The organism is Oceanobacillus profundus, from assembly GCF_003515705.1.
In the GTDB taxonomy this organism is placed as follows: domain Bacteria; phylum Bacillota; class Bacilli; order Bacillales; family Amphibacillaceae; genus Oceanobacillus; species Oceanobacillus profundus.
In genome coordinates this window covers 49,301-66,667 of sequence record NZ_QWEH01000001.1, presented here as the reverse complement: position 1 = coordinate 66,667, position 17,367 = coordinate 49,301, and the positions used below count along the sequence as shown (strand labels likewise).

Annotated in this window: 17 protein-coding genes; 3 read left to right on the top strand and 14 right to left on the bottom strand. The window is 36.7% G+C overall.

Annotated features, from left to right (window positions below; all coding sequences use genetic code 11):
• Nucleotides 1-54: 54 nt before the first annotated feature.
• The 7 genes from D1B32_RS00315 to D1B32_RS00285 form a co-directional block, all read right to left on the bottom strand.
• Nucleotides 55-645: a glycerol-3-phosphate responsive antiterminator gene (locus D1B32_RS00315; RefSeq protein WP_118888300.1), complete on the bottom strand. Its 591-nt coding sequence runs from the start codon at nt 643-645 to the stop codon at nt 55-57.
• The gene (locus D1B32_RS00310; RefSeq protein ID WP_118888299.1) at nt 638-3,259 is read right to left on the bottom strand and encodes a YfhO family protein; all 2,622 of its coding nucleotides are present in this window, start codon (nt 3,257-3,259) and stop codon (nt 638-640) included. The genes D1B32_RS00315 and D1B32_RS00310 overlap by 8 nt, the downstream gene beginning before the upstream one ends.
• Nucleotides 3,259-3,621, bottom strand: coding sequence for a GtrA family protein (locus D1B32_RS00305; protein ID WP_118888298.1), 363 nt, complete (start codon nt 3,619-3,621; stop codon nt 3,259-3,261). The genes D1B32_RS00310 and D1B32_RS00305 overlap by 1 nt, the downstream gene beginning before the upstream one ends.
• Entirely contained in the window at nt 3,618-4,637 is a 1,020-nt protein-coding gene (locus D1B32_RS00300) for a glycosyltransferase family 2 protein (RefSeq protein WP_240033688.1), read from the bottom strand. Before D1B32_RS00300 ends, D1B32_RS00305 begins: the two co-directional genes overlap by 4 nt.
• Before the next feature lie 431 nt (nt 4,638-5,068).
• Nucleotides 5,069-5,746, bottom strand: coding sequence for an RraA family protein (locus D1B32_RS00295; protein WP_118888296.1), 678 nt, complete (start codon nt 5,744-5,746; stop codon nt 5,069-5,071).
• An 11-nt stretch (nt 5,747-5,757) separates the two neighbouring features.
• Nucleotides 5,758-6,774 carry a C-terminal binding protein gene (locus tag D1B32_RS00290; protein WP_118888295.1) on the bottom strand — a complete coding sequence of 339 codons (1,017 nt, stop codon included), beginning with the start codon at nt 6,772-6,774 and terminating at the stop codon, nt 5,758-5,760.
• A 17-nt stretch (nt 6,775-6,791) separates the two neighbouring features.
• Entirely contained in the window at nt 6,792-8,069 is a 1,278-nt protein-coding gene (locus D1B32_RS00285) for an SLC13 family permease (RefSeq protein WP_118888294.1), read from the bottom strand.
• Between the two features lie 246 nt (nt 8,070-8,315).
• On the opposite strand from D1B32_RS00285, the gene D1B32_RS00280 reads away from it, so the two are divergent.
• Complete coding sequence (locus tag D1B32_RS00280; protein WP_118888293.1) at nt 8,316-9,242, top strand: LysR family transcriptional regulator; 927 nt, start codon at nt 8,316-8,318, stop codon at nt 9,240-9,242.
• A 116-nt stretch (nt 9,243-9,358) separates the two neighbouring features.
• Here D1B32_RS00280 and D1B32_RS00275 read toward each other — a convergent pair whose 3' ends face one another.
• On the bottom strand, nt 9,359-10,090 hold the full coding sequence (locus D1B32_RS00275; protein WP_118888292.1) for a DUF4386 domain-containing protein: 732 nt from the start codon (nt 10,088-10,090) through the stop codon (nt 9,359-9,361).
• A gap of 62 nt (nt 10,091-10,152) precedes the next feature.
• Nucleotides 10,153-10,758: a Crp/Fnr family transcriptional regulator gene (locus D1B32_RS00270; protein ID WP_095310314.1), complete on the bottom strand. Its 606-nt coding sequence runs from the start codon at nt 10,756-10,758 to the stop codon at nt 10,153-10,155.
• A gap of 533 nt (nt 10,759-11,291) precedes the next feature.
• Here D1B32_RS00270 and D1B32_RS24505 point away from each other — a divergent pair.
• The gene (locus D1B32_RS24505; RefSeq protein WP_316246650.1) at nt 11,292-11,504 is read left to right on the top strand and encodes a hypothetical protein; all 213 of its coding nucleotides are present in this window, start codon (nt 11,292-11,294) and stop codon (nt 11,502-11,504) included.
• 173 nt (nt 11,505-11,677) lie between these two features.
• Here D1B32_RS24505 and D1B32_RS00260 read toward each other — a convergent pair whose 3' ends face one another.
• From D1B32_RS00260 to D1B32_RS00240, 5 genes are all read right to left on the bottom strand, one after another.
• Nucleotides 11,678-13,039, bottom strand: a complete 1,362-nt coding sequence (locus D1B32_RS00260; RefSeq protein ID WP_118888291.1) for a cyclic 2,3-diphosphoglycerate synthase — start codon at nt 13,037-13,039, stop codon at nt 11,678-11,680.
• 166 nt (nt 13,040-13,205) lie between these two features.
• On the bottom strand, nt 13,206-14,135 hold the full coding sequence (locus D1B32_RS00255) for a DnaA N-terminal domain-containing protein (protein ID WP_158586182.1): 930 nt from the start codon (nt 14,133-14,135) through the stop codon (nt 13,206-13,208).
• Nucleotides 14,136-14,415: 280 nt separating this feature from the next.
• On the bottom strand, nt 14,416-15,036 hold the full coding sequence (locus D1B32_RS00250; RefSeq protein WP_118888289.1) for an RraA family protein: 621 nt from the start codon (nt 15,034-15,036) through the stop codon (nt 14,416-14,418).
• Nucleotides 15,037-15,106: 70 nt separating this feature from the next.
• Nucleotides 15,107-15,709 (bottom strand): substrate-binding domain-containing protein, encoded by a 603-nt coding sequence (locus D1B32_RS00245; RefSeq protein WP_118888288.1) that lies wholly within the window; start codon nt 15,707-15,709, stop codon nt 15,107-15,109.
• Nucleotides 15,710-15,967: 258 nt separating this feature from the next.
• Nucleotides 15,968-16,828: a DUF421 domain-containing protein gene (locus tag D1B32_RS00240; protein WP_095310304.1), complete on the bottom strand. Its 861-nt coding sequence runs from the start codon at nt 16,826-16,828 to the stop codon at nt 15,968-15,970.
• Between the two features lie 95 nt (nt 16,829-16,923).
• On the opposite strand from D1B32_RS00240, the gene D1B32_RS00235 reads away from it, so the two are divergent.
• Complete coding sequence (locus tag D1B32_RS00235) at nt 16,924-17,262, top strand: DUF4363 family protein (RefSeq protein WP_158586181.1); 339 nt, start codon at nt 16,924-16,926, stop codon at nt 17,260-17,262.
• The last annotated feature ends 105 nt before the right edge of the window (nt 17,263-17,367 follow it).

The following is a 17,367-nucleotide window of genomic DNA, read 5'->3' as shown; positions in this document are numbered from 1 at the left end:
AGAAGTTAATTTTGCGTATAGTTTGGAGTGAACAGCCTTTTCTTTGGCTCAATTTTATAATTGGTTCAAGTCCAACTTCCACATTTCCGGGTTAGACGTTGATACAGCAGCAGCTCCATGATCAAATGCACTTTTGGCATGTTCCGGTAAGGACAGAAGCCCTCCAGTAATGATAGGAACAGGTGATATTTTAGATAGTTTTTCAATAAAGTCCGGTGCCCTGCTCGGCATTAATTCAATTATATCAGCTTGAATATTACGAGGGTCCTGAACAAGGTGGAGGTAGACATCAGTATCGATTAGAAATACACGCTGAACAACGAATAACCCTGCCTTTTTGGCTCGTTTAATAATTCCCTGATTCGTTGAAACAATTGCAGTTGGCTTTACATATTTTTTCACAAAGTCGATCCCATCCTTGTCCATTTCAAGACCACCTATTCGTTCTACATGTAAAATAACAGGGAGTCCGTTTTTTTGAAGAAAATCGACATAGCGCTTCACGGTTAAAATCGTACCTGTCATTAATAATGCCGCGCCTAAATTATGTTTGTATTTTACTACTTTTTCTATATACTTTGGCTCTTTTAAGGCAGCAACCATTTTTTTCTTTTGTAAGTTCTCGAGTAAGATAGTTTCATTCATGTGTGTCGATTTCTCCTTTATCATTGTTGCTGTAATCTACCGGTTCCCTTTTCTCCCTATAAAAGAGAAAGCCAAGCACTCCAACCCCTAAAACAGTCATTCCGACTGTCCAGCCAAAATACGGAGGATAGTAGGTCATCTCAATCTCATTACCTCCAACTTCTAATGGAATGCCGATAAACGCATAGTTAACTTTTTCGATTGGCACTTTGTCACCATTTATTTTCAAGCTCCAACCCTTCTCATATGGAATAGGAGTTACAATCATTTCAGCTTTCTTTTCGCTAGTAACTTCCCCCTTCACAAGGCCATTTTCCCATTTTAAAGGTAAGGCTTCCTCCTCGTCGTATCGTTCATGAACTTCACGCAACACCATATAATCCTCATGGAAAATCTGCAAACTCTTTAAGCTGTAATTCCCCTTTGGAAGCTTTAATTTAATGGTGTCATCCGCTTCAACTCGAATCGTAAGGTCATTGATATTCGTCTGATAAATGGAATCAGACTCTTTCCTTAACGTTTGATAGTCATTCACCTCTAATAGAAACTCATCTTGTTTTCGAATCCCGTCAATATAAAAGGACACATATAGATCTCCATTTTTTATTGGATGATCGAGGGAAATATCGAGCCCACCACCATCTTCCACTACACGAAGCTTCTCTTCATCATAAGTTGCATTTACTGCTTGAATCGAGTAATCATCAATCTCGGTAGCCTCTAATTGTTCAGCTGAATTATTATTGCCCTCTTCCACAATTACTCCTGAGAGCATCGCGTGTTCCCGTTTTAACACAGGCTCCTCCAGCAATTCATTTGCATCATACCTTACATTGGTTTTCCGAAAAGATGGAAGCAGTAATTGATTTTCGTAAGCTGCGTAATGCTCACTATCCAACAATGGCATGAATCCATATGGCACAGTCTTTGTTTCTTTTCCTCTCATATAAAACTGTCCATCAAATAGGCTCATAAGGTTAGCTCTATCTCCAAGTGTTGCATATCTGCTCACACTTTCCCGGTCCATACTAATCTCAGCATAGTGATAATAGAAAAAAAGCAGATTATCATTTAATATACTCGAATATACGCTCATCCCATCATAGTCTTGGACAATTGGTGTATTGTTTCGCATCGGTACCATCCAATCAATTCGACTATGCTCGGTATCTTTATTTTTCTTCATTTCTTCAATGAGCTGTCGTTGTTCTGAAGAATTGTAGATGTCCGAGTTTAACAAAACCGATTCACTAGCCAATTCCCCATCTTTGGGAGGAGTCATTAATCTTACTGCTTGAAACAAATTTGCTGAAATGACCATAATCAAGATAATACTAATAGAAATCGCCGTTTTATTCCTTCGTAAAAAGAAGATAATAATGAAACAAACAGATGCAATCGGGATTATCCAATCAAATGTTTGATCAAATGAATACGTATCATATTCGATAAAGGCAATAGCCAAAAGGGTATAAGCAACAACACCAATCGCAACATCTTTTGCTTTTACTTCCTTGATATGTTGCAAAACAAACGCTGCTACTCCTCCAAAAGCGAGGCAAACGATATATTCCCAGCGATTCTGTGGTGCCGAAAAACCGTTAAACATACTTCCAACATAAGGAACAAAGTGGAGAAACGTTCCCATTATTGATATAGCAGCAAAAAAGCGAAAAATAGGGTATTTATAAAAACGAATAAAACAAACCATCATGACAATAAAAACTGGCAAAAAAAGCACTCGGCTGTCAAATAAAATATTATCGGTAAAATTCAATAACGGAATTATATCCGTATATTCCGGACGATAATTTCCCAAATATGCAGCGATACTCGGAATAAATGCGAACCCACTAATTAGAAATCCAATCAACCCTAAATAACAATATTGTATGATTTGCTTTACTGGACTCTCTTCATTTTTATGAAACTTGATTACAAATCGAAGCAAAATATAAAAGAATGCTAAAAGGAAGTTTACATAAGCAAAATAGAAATTGGTAATGAGATTTGCTGCTACACCAACTACAAAAACTCCCTTGGATTCTTTCTGTATTATTTTCTCCACACCGATTAGTAATAAAATCAACCAAAACATCGCGTCAGTGAAGAAATCCCAATACATTGCATGCCTGAAATACAGAACATTTGTCGCGTAAACAATCGCGCCTAACAATGCAGGTGCAAGTCGAAAATTTATTTTTTTAAAATAGATAGTAGTGATAACGATGATTGCCGCAAGCTTCGCAATACTCATTGGTAAAATTGCTGAAGCCCAGAATGCTAAATCTGGATGATTAATAATATGTAACGTTTCCAATATAAAAATAAAAGCAATATGAAAAATGAAAAAAATATTAGTCGTGTAATAGTAGCTGAGTTGGGAATAAAATCCACCCCCAAGACCAAACGAATCCGAATAAAAGAAATTACCGCTCGTATATTCATCATAAATAAATTTTTTGAATGGAAGCATCTGGGAAATTCCATCATTATAGCCTGTCATAAGAATGCCTTCTTCTTTTTGAACGATAAAAAACAGATGGCATACTATGGAAATAATTAAAGCAGCGACGACAATAATCATCCATTGCTTCCTATTTTGCTTTTGCATTAATGTAAAATTCTCCTCGTAACGAAAAATGTAACTGGTACTGTGAAAACGACCGCAAAAATTGGCGCAAATGTACTTGGGATATTCCAAAGCTCAACTAAAATAAGGAGTAATAACGCTTGTACACCGATGTTAACAACTTGAGTAAGCGGGAACATCAAAAATGATTTTAATGACGGCTTCACTTTATATGTAAAATAAACGTTCAAGAAATAGGAAATGTACATACTGATGATCGTTGCTGCAATATGACTTGATAAATAATGCACTCCCAATATCTGTATTAAAATTAAATAGATAACATAATAATGGATTGTATTCATTATCCCCACAAAGACAAAACGGACAAATTCTTTATTCATGAACTCACTTTCTCTTTTTCCTGTTTTTCTGATAATCCCCACGTTCGTGTTGATGGCATAATAGCTCTTACTTCTAAATCCGATCTCCGTGCATTACTTTCATCAATAATATAGTGTGGGCGTTTTTTCGTTTCATTGTAAATCCGACCAATATATTCCCCAATAATTCCCAAACAGAATAATTGAACACCACCGAGAAAAAGAATTGCAGAAATCGTTGTAAAATATCCTGGCACATCCACACCATTCCATACAATAGAAACAAACGTTATAAGAATATATATAAATGAGATCAAAATCGTAAAGAGTCCTAAATAACAACACAATCTTAATGGTTTCGTGTTAAATGAAAGCATGCCATCCAATGCATATGTAATGAGTGAAGACAGCTTCCATTTGCTTTCTCCTTTTTTGCGGATTACATTTTCATACGTAACAGTGGTTTGGGATAAGCCTATCCAAGAATAGAGACCTTTCGAAAAACGATTCCCTTCACTCAACTTCAGAAGCGCGTCTACCGCTTTCCTACTTAACAAACGGAAATCCCCTTCCCCATCTTGGAGATTGACTGCACTCCATTTATTCATCATCTGGTAGAAGCTTCCCGTGAGGAATTGGCTAAACTTTGATTCGCCTTTTCGATTGCGCTTCGCAATTACCTGGTGGTAGCCTGCCTCGTGCCCTTTTATTAAAGATGAGATCAAATGGGGTGGGTGTTGTAAATCAGTATCCATAATAATGACAGCTTCCCCCCTCGCATGCTCTAACCCAGCATACATTGCCGCCTCTTTACCAAAGTTCCGAGAGAAAGAAACATATCGTACATTATCAGCGCAATATGTAAGATGTTTGATTTTTTCTAACGTGTCATCCATACTGCCATCATCAATGAATAAAAACTCAAAGGAGTAACATAAATTCTTCGTTTCTGAGGTCAACTGGTCATACAACTCATGAATATTTTCCCCCTCATTATACGCAGGGAGTAAAAATGTAACTAACGGCTTTCCCTTCACTTTACAAATCCCCTTTAGAATTGGATCCTCACAAGAATCATCCAACATACTTTATCTTCAAATTGTACAGGTTAAATATTGAGGAAATATATAGTTAGTTTAAATTATTTGTAAATGACTTTACTCACTAAAGGCTAGAGTGAAGTAGCAAACCAATCCAGGAACAAGACAGAGGAATAATAGTATTTCACTATTTCTTTTAGTTTAGTACACCTGCTATCCCGATTGTTTTTTATGTAAGAGACAGGTTAACTGTATCATTTCTATGATTATTTATTTCTGTAATTGTCTTTTTTATAGATGTTGCTTATCAACTTAAGGCAGATTCAGCTTAAAATTCTATAATAAAATATGCCTAAATCCTGTCTCATTATAGGATTTAGGCATTTGATATCTATAGTTGGGAATCAACCTTAAAATAATTAATACTACTACCTATACTCACAACCAATCTCAACTAGTTTTTCATCAACCCATGGTCGATCATAGGTCCCTTTATTTAATATTTTATCCATAATAGAAATTTCTTTCTCCATTACTTGTTTAGTCTGTTTAGCTAGTTCCTCTGCATCTTCAGGTTTAATAATCACAATACCGTCCTGATCACCAACTATTATATCACCGGGATTAACAACCTTACCTCCAATAGTAATTGGAGTACTAATTTCACCAGGACCATTTTTGTATGGTCCGTTTGGAGTTATACCTTTAGCATATACAGGGAAATTCATTTCTCTAAGCGCCTCAGCATCTCTCACACTACCATCTACAACAACACCAGCAATACCTTTAGATTGACAATATGAAATCATTAATTCGCCAAGAATGGCTCTATTTATATCTCCACCAGCATCAATCATGATCACGTCACCAGGTTTAGCCATATCCATCGCTTTGTGAAACATTAAATTATCGCCCTCAGGGACCTTCACTGTAAAGGCAACACCTAGTAATGGTGTTTTATTCATCGGATAGATATGCGGGTCTATTGCCCCTATACGATTCATACAATCACCAATATTTGCAACAGGGAGATCACAGAATAAGTTCACTAATTCTAATTCTGGTCTATTAAAATTATTTACAATTAAACATCCTACATTTTTCATTATTCCAGCTCCTATTCAAAAGAAAATTCAGTATTGGAATTATAGATTTTTTTATTTGCAACGAATTCCTTTTGTACTTTTCGTTCATTTAATGCTTGGCCAACAAGCTCGTATGCCCAATTTAATTGAGTTCTTTTAGAACCTTCACCATAAAATGCACTATGACTAGTTAAAATAACATTATCCATATTCCGAAGAGGCGAATTTGCATCTAATGGCTCGATTTCAAATACATCAAGACCTGCAAAGCGAATCTCTTCCTCTTGCAGAGCATCTATTAACGCCTTTTCATCAATCAATGCACCTCTAGCAATATTTACAATCATTGCGTCATTTTTCATTTTTCGAAAGGCTTCGCGGTTGAAAATATGTCTTGTCTCGTCATTAAGTGGAGCATGAAGAGAAATGACATCAGATTCTTTTAATAATGTATCAAAGTCAACAATCTCTACATCGAATTGTTCTTTAATTGATTCCGGTAAGTATGGATCACAAGTTATCACTCTTGAATGAAAACCTTTTCTAAAAACCTCATATAAAGGCTTAGCGGAACCTCCAAATCCGTAGAGTCCAAGCGTAATCTCAGGAATTGACTTAGGTGCATAATATTTTGCCTTTGGCCATTCTCCATTTCTTATGCGGCGATCATAATATGCTGCATTTCGAAATAAACCTAGTATTAACGAGGTAGCATGAGCCGCTAGCTCCTCCACACAAAAACCCGGCATATACAATACAACTGTATCTGTTTCTGTTGCAGCAGGTAGATTAATAGAATTTACTCCAATACCGAACCTCTGAATGATTTTAAGGTTGGGAAGCTGTTTCAATACTTTCTCTGTAATTGGAGGATTGCCAGTACCTAAAATTGCATCCGCATCTTGACACCCTGCAATAATCTCTTCTTCAGAATTAAAATGTGCTAGTTCCAATTCAATTCCAGCTTCTGCAAATCTTTTTTGAAGTATCACTAAATCTTCAATAGTAACGCTTCCATAGTTCTTATCAACTACAATCGCTTTTTTCATATCATTTTTTCCTCCTGTTATAACGGCCAGAATAATGGGATAAGTATCATACACCCGATTAGTACAACAATGGAAAGTCCAATACCGGGAACGAAGAAATCTCTAAAAGTTAAATTTCCAGGTTTTATAATTAAGGTATTAGTACCTGAACCAACCGGGGTTAAGAATGGGGCAGAAGCAGCTACACAGATAGCTATCCCAGTTGCTACTGGATTCACCCCAAGACTTACAGCTATTGGAATGAATAGAGGTGTTACCAATAGTACGGTCGATGTATTCATCATCATGTTGGTTAAAAGCATTGTTAATAATAAGACAAAAAATAAAAAAAGAAGTTTATTTGGATTTTCACCCAAAATATAAATAACACCATCTGCAATCATTGCCCCGGCACCGCTTTCAGTCATTGCTATTGAAACAGCACTCATACCACCTACAATAAATAAGGTTGGCCAATCCACAGCTTTTATAGCATCTTTTTCGGACATACAACCTGTTAACAGTAATAAAACAGCTCCAATTGCAGCAACAAAATACATTGGAAAACTATCATGATCTACAGCCATGGCAATTAGAACAGCAACAAGGATAACACCTGCAATAATTGCTTTGATTGGACTATATGTTTGATGATCATCACTTTTATTTGTGTATTCTTTTATATATTGTGGGTCAGAAGAATCCCCCTTGGTTAGTAGCTTCTTACCAATTGTGAGAAAGTAAATAAGAAAGAGAATGCTTATTGGCAGACCTACTTTTCCAATTTCAAAGAAAGAAACAAACTCAATCCCCATATCTTCAATTAATCCTGCTGTACTGATATTACTAGCAGCACCTGCTAAAGTTAAGTTACCACCAATACTTGCGGCAAATGAAAGAGGGATTAACTGTCTAGAGACAGAAATTTTTGCTTTCATGCTCATCGCCATTACAATGGGCAGCATCATTGCAACAACACCAAGGCCACTCGCAATTGAAGAAAGCAATAATGATACTAGAACCACCGCTATCATAATACCGTTTTCCGATGTTCCCGTTAGTTTAGTTATCCATATACTTAATTTCTCTGCAATTCCAGTGTGAAATAAAGCAGAGCCAATAATCATCATGGAAGCCAACAATACGATTGTGGATCCTCCAAAGGAAATAAAGACATCTTTTTTATCAAGTATTCCAACAGTAGCTAAGAGTACAGCTCCAGACATGGAAACCAATGCTAATGGTAATTTTTCTGTTACAAAGAAAAAAACCATTATTACAAGTACAATTAGAGTAATGATCGCCTCAATATTCATATTTCCCTCCTGTGCATACTTTTATATTCTATAGATTTTCTCTGTACAGAAAAATCATAAAAACAACTGCCAAATTTAAAATTAGTAGTTTATCTTTGGATAGAATGCGTTTACATTTACAAGATAAACAAAATTATCAGGCTTGTTGCTTATATTTAGTGTATTTCAGTCATTCCTTGAATTCAAATGGGAATTAGTCTATAGTAATTATAGACTTTTGGCTATATTATATAGGAGGTTATAAGAATGATCTTCAAAAACTTTGAATACTTTTTAGCCATTGTTGAAGAAGGTGGACTATCCAAGGCAGCAAAACGACTTTATATCACTCAGCCGTCTCTAAGTAAATATCTAAAGCGCTTGGAAATGAATCTAGGTGTTGAATTATTTGATCACAGTAGCTCACCTTTAAAATTGACACATATCGGGGAACGTTACTATACATATGTAATGCAATATATTTCCTTAGATATACAACTTCAAAAAGAGTTTTCAGAGATCCAAAATAATGAACGAGGGAAAATCCGCCTCGGACTTGCCCTTTGGAGAGGATCTTGTCTATTGCCTGACATTTTACCTTCATTCACCTCCAAATATCCGAAAATTGAAGTAAATATTACAGAAGGGAAATCTAACTTTCTAGTATCTGAGTTAATTAACGAAAAACTAGATTTTGCTATAATGAATTTGCCCCCTGAGATGGATTACGAAAAACTCACATATGAGACGCTTAAGCAAGAGGAGATATTGCTAGCAGGTAATATAGATCATCCCTTGATAAAACAGTTGGATAACAATTATGGAAATTCCAACCAATATCCCTTTATCGATCTTGCTCAGCTAGAAGATGAACTATTTATTATTACGAAACCTGGGCAAAATTTGACCACCGCAATTATGCATCTCTTTAGCAAGCAACAAATCTATCCTAGCAATAAATTAGAGACCGCAAATCTAACGACAGCAATCAATTTAGTTTCAGCAGGAATGGGTTTTACCTTCATTCCAGAAGGTGGAGTAAAGGGGAAACAGCTTCCTGATAATATAGCTGTTTATTCATTAGACGACCCAGTTCTCTTCTGGGAATTAGCAGTTGTTTATAAAAGGAATACTTCTATTACAAATGTATCTAGATTATTTATTGAAACTTTACAAGCATATTATAAAAAGTAATAGTTATGTGGTGCATTACTATTTAAATAGAAAAGAACTAGACACGCTGACTAGTTCTTTTCTTAGTAAAGTTAACAACCATTCACCAACCAATTACTACACACGCACCTAATTCTTTACTTTATAGCAGCCTTATCCCGAACGTCTGAACTTTTACCACCTTTCATAAGCAGCCAAATCCCTAACCCCAATTCACCAAAAACCATTGGAATTGTTAACACCGCCTCCAAAACAGATGTGAAAGCATTCCAGTGGGGGAGAAAGAAATAAAAAGCATGTATCAGCATATATGCCAAGGCCGCTATCCATAACAAGATACTAACCAGTTTTGGAATGAAGTCCGATTGAAAGGCTAAATAACCGACAATTAATAAATGCGCTCCAAAAATAATTAAACCAATCCACCAGGTCATCTCAAACGCTATAAGAAATACATTTGCCATTACAGGAAAACTATCTGTCGTCAAAAAAGAAGCCCTGTTGTTTATAAGGATCGTCACAATAATTAGATTAAGAATTGCTATCCCCAAGATCCCAGCATATGCAAAACGGAGCAACATAGCGAGCAATGATAGATTTTTATGAAGTGGTTGAAGAACAATATAAAGACTCCAAGCTACGACAATATCACATAGAAGAATCACGAGCCATCCTGCGATTCCAGCAATAAATAGCCCTTCGGAAGAAAGCAGGTTTTGAAATGTAGCATCGGTATCACCTTGAATTGCAATCTGCTCCAAAACAAAGCCATAGGAAAATCCTGCAGCAAGCGCCATGATAATAATAGCTATCCCACCTGCTATAGCCACAGTCCGTTGATTAGAACACTCTTTTTCTAAATTGGTCATACAAAAGCTCCTTTTTTTACCTTTAGTTTAGGAGCTAATGGAGAACCTGTCATTGACTTAAGTTAAGATTCCAGATCTTTTACCAATTCATTGTTCATTCGTCTTTTAATTCTACTTAATGACTCCGGCGTCATACCAAGATAGCTTGCAAGTTGATGTTGAGGAACTCGATTAACGAGGTGAGGGCGTTTCTGTACCATGATTTTATAGCGTTCTTCAGGTTTAGAGTGAATAAAGACGGCGCGTTCTTCTTGGGCTTCACTTAGATAAATTTCCATCATCTTTCTAGTCATTGTCTCTAATTGAGTATACTTGTGGAACATCTTTTCTTCATTATCCAGATCACCAACAACAAGTACACAATCCTCCATGCAAATTAACGAGAAGTCGGACGTATGGTCGTCTTTTGCTAACGTATTAAATCCCAAAATTGCCTGTTCCTCGGTGTAAAAATTGGATGTTACCTCTTTCCCTGCCTCATCTACATAAAACTGTCTTACACACCCTTGCAATGTAAAATAACATTTAGACGTAGGCTTATCCCCTTGTTTCATAAGATAAGATCCCTTCGGATACTCTTCTAAAACAATCGTGTCGACAATTTCCTGTTGCTCCCTTTCGCTTAGTGAGGTAAATGTATCCATATACTTTAAAAGTAACTCCTTCATTGAAATTCATCCTCCTACTTGAACAATCGGATTAAGTTTTATCAATATTAGCAATCTCACATTCTAAGTTTACTATATTTTCGGTTAATAATACCCATTAATTAAGGTTCCAATCCATACAGACCACACCGTATAGCAATGTTGTTTTATTGTTTGAAACTACAAAAGATTAACACAGATAAAATTGTTTTCGTGTTATCATAAATTGGAACTTCATCCTAACCATCAATACGAAGGGAAGTCAGCATCTTGAAGAGAGAAATTCGTGTTCAGGAAAAGTTTTTAATTGCTGGATACGGTTTGATTTTATTGTTTATGTTTGTTCAGAATTGGGTACTTTGGGTCCATTAAATGACATTCAAGCAATCGCCCAAGAGAACTCTACTAGGGAATTGATTGTTGTCACGTTGATTGGTGTGGTGCAAATTGTCATTTTAATGGTTCTCATCCTATGTTTTATTGGGAAAAGATACCCGATTTAGGCAAAGATTTGGCTCATTATTCATCCTTCATGTATTTTTGCAGGGGTACTAATGGCTTGGTGGATACCATATTTCTTTGGGCTTGGCGCGGAGGAAAAGGCGGAAAGATACCAGACGATGTTCGGAAACACACATTCCTTTTTACCTGTAATGCATGGAATTGTTCCGAACACACTTCATACGATATTCCATGTGACACTTTTTCTTTGTATTCTGCTGACGATTTATATCAGTTTTAGAGACCGTAAACGTACTCGTAGCTAGTTTCTATTCAACCCTGAGACTGGTCTGCAGCATTTCCCCTAACATTAGAAAGCTTGGTCTTTGCCATGCCTTTAGGCAAATGCACTAGTTGACTTATGCAGATAGAAATTTTATACTTTCTTATCTACCAATAAAAGACTAGCAACATTTGTCGCTAGTCTTTACCCATCTGTCTAATACGCCGATTGTTTATCATTCACTAGTTTATGTTCTTCAATAAAATCTTCTAATACATCATTCAAATTCGGCCCTTCCACTTCGTCTAAATCGTAATATACACGGGCAGACGGCTTGTTAATGGAAATAACACGTGTTAAATCGATTGGGGTTCCGATAATTACTGCATCACAGTCAGCATTATTAATCGTTTTTTCCAGATCCTTTAATTGCTGGTCACCATAGCCCATCGCCGGAAGTACGTTTTCAACATGCTGATATTTCTTAAATGTGTCTTGCAGTGTACCAACAGCAAATGGACGTGGATCAATGATTTCAGCAGCACCTAAACGCTCTGCTGCAACTGTTCCTGCACCAAGCTTCATTTCCCCATGCGTAAGTGTTGGGCCATCTTCCACGACCAACACACGTTTTCCAGCAATAAGTTCTGGTTTATCAACCGTAATTGTCGATTCAGCTTTAATAATCGTGCTGTTTGGACTTGCAGCTTTGATATTATTTTCTACAATTTCAATAGCTTCTTCTGATGCACTATCCACTTTGTTAATGATGGACACATCAGTTGTTCGCAGACACACCTCACCTGGATAATACTTCAGCTCATGTCCCGGGCGATGTGGGTCCAAGACTGTAACAGCTAAATCAGGCTCAAAAAAGGAAAAGTCATTATTTCCCCCATCCCATAAAATCACATCACAGCCATCAGGGTCATTTTCTGCCGCTGCCAATATTTCTGCATAATCAACGCCGGCATACACAATGTTTCCACGTGAAACATGTGGCTCATATTCTTCCATTTCTTCAATTGTACAATGATGTTTCTTCAAGTCTTCAACAGACGCAAAGCGTTGCACACGCTGTGCATTTAAATCACCGTAAGGCATTGGATGTCTCACCGCAATAACTTTTAAGCCCTGTTCTAATAATGTTTCAATAATTTTTCTGGACGTTTGACTTTTTCCAGTTCCTGTTCGTACAGCACAAACTGAAATGACCGGCTTTTTACTTTTTAACATCGTGTTATTCGGACCGAGCAATTTGAAATCAGCACCTGCTGCATTTACAATCGCTCCGATGCCCATCACTTCTTCGTAACTAATATCACTAAATGCAAACACACACTCGTTTACCTTTAACTCTTCAATCAACGCTGGTAATTGGTCCTGTGAATAAATCGGAATCCCATTGGGATAGAATTTGCCCGCTAATTCACTCGGATACTTTCGTCCATCAATGTCTGGAATCTGCGCTGCTGTAAAAGCAACAACGTTATATGCTTCATTATCACGGTAATACGTATTAAAATTATGAAAATCTCTTCCGGCCGCACCTATAATAATTATATTCTTAGTTTCCATAGCAATCTCTCCTATAATTACATCAAGTTGTTATAATTATAACTAATAATGAATATTTATACAATGGTGTTTATAAAAATTGTTAGATAGCTTTTTACTGCAATTAAAAAATCCCCTTATAGAAGAGATGGTTTCTATAAGGGAACTTGTATAGAAAACTCTAGGGTTAGACTCTTTTTTCTAACTTACGAACTCTAGCTTCTAATTGTTCGATTCTCTTTTGTAATTTATTCACAATGGGATCTTGCACGGAGTGATTGCTATTCATATAAGGTAGACGTGTGTATGTGTATTCCTCTTTATTTTGAAGATCAAAGTAAGTAAAGGTATAGGTTTTACCAGTGATTTCCTTCACTGTCTCAGCTATTAATTCTTCATATGTCTCCGCAAGTTTATTCGCTGTGGTCCAATCAGGTGTTATTACGTGAATCGTATCATTTTCGACTTCTATCATTGTATTTGAAAACCACGCATTAACCTCTAATTTAAGTATCCTTTTACCAAGTTTGTTTATTACCTCATCCCAGAGCTCAAACCCATCCCCTTCGCCCTTTACTACTTCGGGAGGACAGGTGAACTTGATATTATATTGTTTTCCAGTTACTTCTTCAACTGTTTCAGATATTAATGTATGAGCGTTGTGCTCAAGCCATTTCCTAGCAAATGATGTTCCTGCATGCACCGTAATCGTTTCACTTTCCATTTCAATTGTTGTATTTGAAAACCAGGTATCAAAACTTTTCAAACTTACCTTAGTAGTAATTCTGTTTAGCACCTCTAACCAAAGTTCAAATGGTTCAAGTTCTCTTTTCTGTCTGGAGTTAGAAGTTTCAGTCCAAGAGCTATAGGCATACTTATTTACTTTCTCAGAGCAAGCGTATTCGAACTTATAAGATTTTCCAGTTACCAACTCTACTATTTCAGAAATTAAATCATTATACTGCGTTTCAATCCAGTCTCTTCCAAACTCATTTGGCGCATATACGGTAATGGTGTCATCTTTCACTTCAATCGAAGTATCCTTAATCCAGGTATCAAAACTAGGTTCCGAGATTTTTTCACGAATTCTGTCTAAGACCTCTGGCCAAATTCCCACTGAGCAGCATCCCCTTATCATCTATTCTTCTTGAATTGAAGTATATTTATTTTACCATCTGACAAGGGAAAGCGTTATAGATATATTAATCTTATATACTACTCTGAACATAATGAGAGCACCTCTGTCAACCAAGCGAAGCAGACAGTAGCATAATCAATCCGTAAACAAGAATTATGAAAGCCCGACAAGTAACAACACATAGATTTTCATGACAAATTCCTCTCTTATTTTCGTAAAATATGTTTCTCCTTTAATATTAATAACTGGAAAATTTGGTCTATCTCTCCAAAACCTCATCAATGTGCTTATAAATAGCCTCTATATCGCCTGCCACTCTCGATTCTTTTTCCTCATCCTTTCTCAGCTTCTTTTGTGCTTGTTCCAATACTTCTTTCTCCTTTTCTTTTGGAACGACGACAACACCGTCACGATCACCTACGATAATATCCCCTTGTCTGACAACTACACCGCCACAACTGATTGCTATGTTGGAATACCCTGTATCCGACTTACTGCCAGCGACGGTTGTTGTCCCCCGGCAGAACACAGGAAAATCCAACTCCAGAATTCCTTCCACATCCCGAACTACCCCATTGGTGACCACTCCTTTAATACCTAATGTTTTGGCCATTCCTAATATAAAATCCCCTGCAATTGCTTTTGACGTGTCGTCCTCAGCATCAACGACAAGTACATCCCCAGCATTCGCTTCTCTTATTGCCTTTAGGAATTCCTTGTTCTGTCCTTTTGGGATTTTTACCGTATGTGCTCTACCCGCAATCTTATGGTGATGAGCTAATGGTTTTATCGCAAAATCCATCGCATTTTGCCCTGCTAACCCATCCGAAACACAGGTGGCTGGAAGCTTAGCAAACTCCTCTACATAATTCACTGTCATCTTACTTCCCCTCTCGTTTTATTGTTATGTTTTTTTACGAAATCAACAAACTCTGCAACAATCTTTGTATCTAACAATGCTTCTGAATAATACATCCACGTATTAATATCCACCTGAGCTTGATGCTTATCAAAAGATCAACCCGATAGATATCCGTATTCCCTTCTAGCATCGAAGCAGGTAACAGCGCATACCCCAAGCCTTTGATAACCATTTCCTTACATGCTTCCACACTGTCCACCATCATGCCAATTGTTGGGGCTATTTCATAATGGTCACTCCACCACGAATCAATGAGCGCATTAACAACCGAACCTGTTTGATAATCAATTCTAAGGTAATCAGGAAGTGCATGTAGATCAATCTCATTTCTTGAAAATAAACACATTGGATCTTTAAAAAATAAATATTTACTTCCTGCCCATTCATAATCTTCTCGAATAAATCCAATATGAATGTTCTCCGTGTTGATGAGATGCGAAATCTCCTTCCCCCAGCCACTTCGAATATTAAACTCTATTTCCGGATAAGCAGATTGGAAGTCACGCAAAATCGGAGGAAGGTGGTATTTTGCAAAATGATTTGTGACACCGATATTTAATTTACCTTTCATATACGTATTCATGTTTTCTGTATTCTCTTTGATCCGATTTAATGTAGCATCTATCTCCATTGCCTTCTTGGCTAAGTACTCCCCCTCCTTTGTAAATACAATCCCGTTTTGATCATCGATAGAATATTCCAGTCTTTTTGATTCAAGTAGTTTCCCTCCCCTTTTGCCTTTTAGATAATTTTACCGTATTCTGACATTATTAAAAACATCCTGGAATTTATCACAGCTAAAGACTTATACGCCAACAGTATATAGAACGGAGAAACCAGTACTAGTCCCGCTATGTATCGTGCACCTGCCTTCTATAAACAGTCCCTCCTACTTCAAATAAGGCAAAATCGTATCCAAGGTTTTTTTTAGCTCTGATGCCTGTTGAGCGTATAGCTTCTTCGCTTCAGGATTATCTGTTTCCAGAGAAAAGCTCTCCAAATCTGCCTGGATCTTTTTGAGCGTTGCAGCCACAAGCGGCCTCTCTTCTACAACAGGTCTTCTATATTGATCCTCATATAAATCCACATACATATTGCCCCGCGAATCTATTTGAGCTAAAAAGACATCCTTAATACTTTTGGCTCCTTGCTTCTGTACTTCTCCTTCTAACCATTCCTTTGAATAGCCAAGATTCTCCAAGCTCTTTTTTAATATCTTTCCATCCATTATCAAGATGGTGGGACCATGCTCCTTTTCCAGTGGAATTCCTAGTATTTGGGGTGTAACTGGCTGTTGGTTTGTTTTCAACAATACACTTAGCTGACCATTTGTTTCAAAAACTGCCATCTCTACATCTGATACTTTAAAAGTGCCTTTTTCTCTTAATAGCAATAATAATTCATTGACTGTTAGCAAATTCTTTTTTAAATTCTTATGCAATATCTCCCCGTTCTGTATTAAGATAGTTGCTTTACCGTCTGTAATATTAGAAAAGATTATTGATTTCATACCAACATAGGCTAAAATAATTGGAAATAACCCCCAAATCGTTAAGGACACTAGTCCGTTCACAATTTTAACGTTTTGATCAATTGACAGGGTTGCAGCTATTGAACCAATCGTTATTCCAACACAATAATCAAAAAAAGTAAGCTGTGAAATTTGCTTCTTTCCCATAACCCTAGTCATTAGTAATAATAAAAAGAAAGCAACTATTGACCGAATAAGAATCAAGACGACCTCAGGCATGATCCAATCTCCCGCCTTTCTAAAATTCAAATATATATTCGTATTATGGGCAATCTATGTATAACCATTCATCAAATACGGAGGGGCAATTAGGTATGAAAAAGATAAAAATCCTATTAGCATTTTTAGCTATTCTGCTAGCTGGCTGCACCAATCAAGTCGGAGGAGATTATTTCTTTAACCACATTGATCAGATTGAACAGGAAATAGACCAATCAAATTGGGACAAGATTGCGGTCCAAACAGATGAGTTAAAAAAGATGTACAAAAAAAATAGATGGAAAATACAGCTGCTAGGTGATGAAGGTGAGTATGAGGAACTGCATATAAGCATCAACATTCTAATCGCTGCAGTTCTGGAAGAAGATTCAACAAGCGCTAGACTTGAGCTCGCTACAGTCAGATCAATTCTAGAGGATATTTATTCTTTGTAGATAGTGCCAGTATTTTACCAAGAAAGCCCGATGGTTGATATTGTAAAAGCTGTAATATATCAGATTCCCTATAGCGTAAAAACAGGTCAAACACTGTCACTAGTC

Excerpts from the sequence above, each read along its gene's own strand:
- D1B32_RS00315 (WP_118888300.1), bottom strand. The coding sequence starts at position 645 with ATGAATGAAACTATCTTACTCGAGAACTTACAAAAGAAAAAAATGGTT.
- D1B32_RS00310 (WP_118888299.1), bottom strand. The coding sequence starts at position 3,259 with ATGCAAAAGCAAAATAGGAAGCAATGGATGATTATTGTCGTCGCTGCT.
- D1B32_RS00305 (WP_118888298.1), bottom strand. The coding sequence starts at position 3,621 with ATGAATAAAGAATTTGTCCGTTTTGTCTTTGTGGGGATAATGAATACA.
- D1B32_RS00295 (WP_118888296.1), bottom strand. The coding sequence starts at position 5,746 with ATGAAAAATGTAGGATGTTTAATTGTAAATAATTTTAATAGACCAGAA.
- D1B32_RS00290 (WP_118888295.1), bottom strand. The coding sequence starts at position 6,774 with ATGAAAAAAGCGATTGTAGTTGATAAGAACTATGGAAGCGTTACTATT.
- D1B32_RS00285 (WP_118888294.1), bottom strand. The coding sequence starts at position 8,069 with ATGAATATTGAGGCGATCATTACTCTAATTGTACTTGTAATAATGGTT.
- D1B32_RS00280 (WP_118888293.1), top strand. The coding sequence starts at position 8,316 with ATGATCTTCAAAAACTTTGAATACTTTTTAGCCATTGTTGAAGAAGGT.
- D1B32_RS00275 (WP_118888292.1), bottom strand. The coding sequence starts at position 10,090 with ATGACCAATTTAGAAAAAGAGTGTTCTAATCAACGGACTGTGGCTATA.
- D1B32_RS00270 (WP_095310314.1), bottom strand. The coding sequence starts at position 10,758 with ATGAAGGAGTTACTTTTAAAGTATATGGATACATTTACCTCACTAAGC.
- D1B32_RS24505 (WP_316246650.1), top strand. The coding sequence starts at position 11,292 with ATGGCTTGGTGGATACCATATTTCTTTGGGCTTGGCGCGGAGGAAAAG.
- D1B32_RS00260 (WP_118888291.1), bottom strand. The coding sequence starts at position 13,039 with ATGGAAACTAAGAATATAATTATTATAGGTGCGGCCGGAAGAGATTTT.
- D1B32_RS00250 (WP_118888289.1), bottom strand. The coding sequence starts at position 15,036 with ATGACAGTGAATTATGTAGAGGAGTTTGCTAAGCTTCCAGCCACCTGT.
- D1B32_RS00245 (WP_118888288.1), bottom strand. The coding sequence starts at position 15,709 with ATGGAGATAGATGCTACATTAAATCGGATCAAAGAGAATACAGAAAAC.
- D1B32_RS00240 (WP_095310304.1), bottom strand. The coding sequence starts at position 16,828 with ATGCCTGAGGTCGTCTTGATTCTTATTCGGTCAATAGTTGCTTTCTTT.
- D1B32_RS00235 (WP_158586181.1), top strand. The coding sequence starts at position 16,924 with ATGAAAAAGATAAAAATCCTATTAGCATTTTTAGCTATTCTGCTAGCT.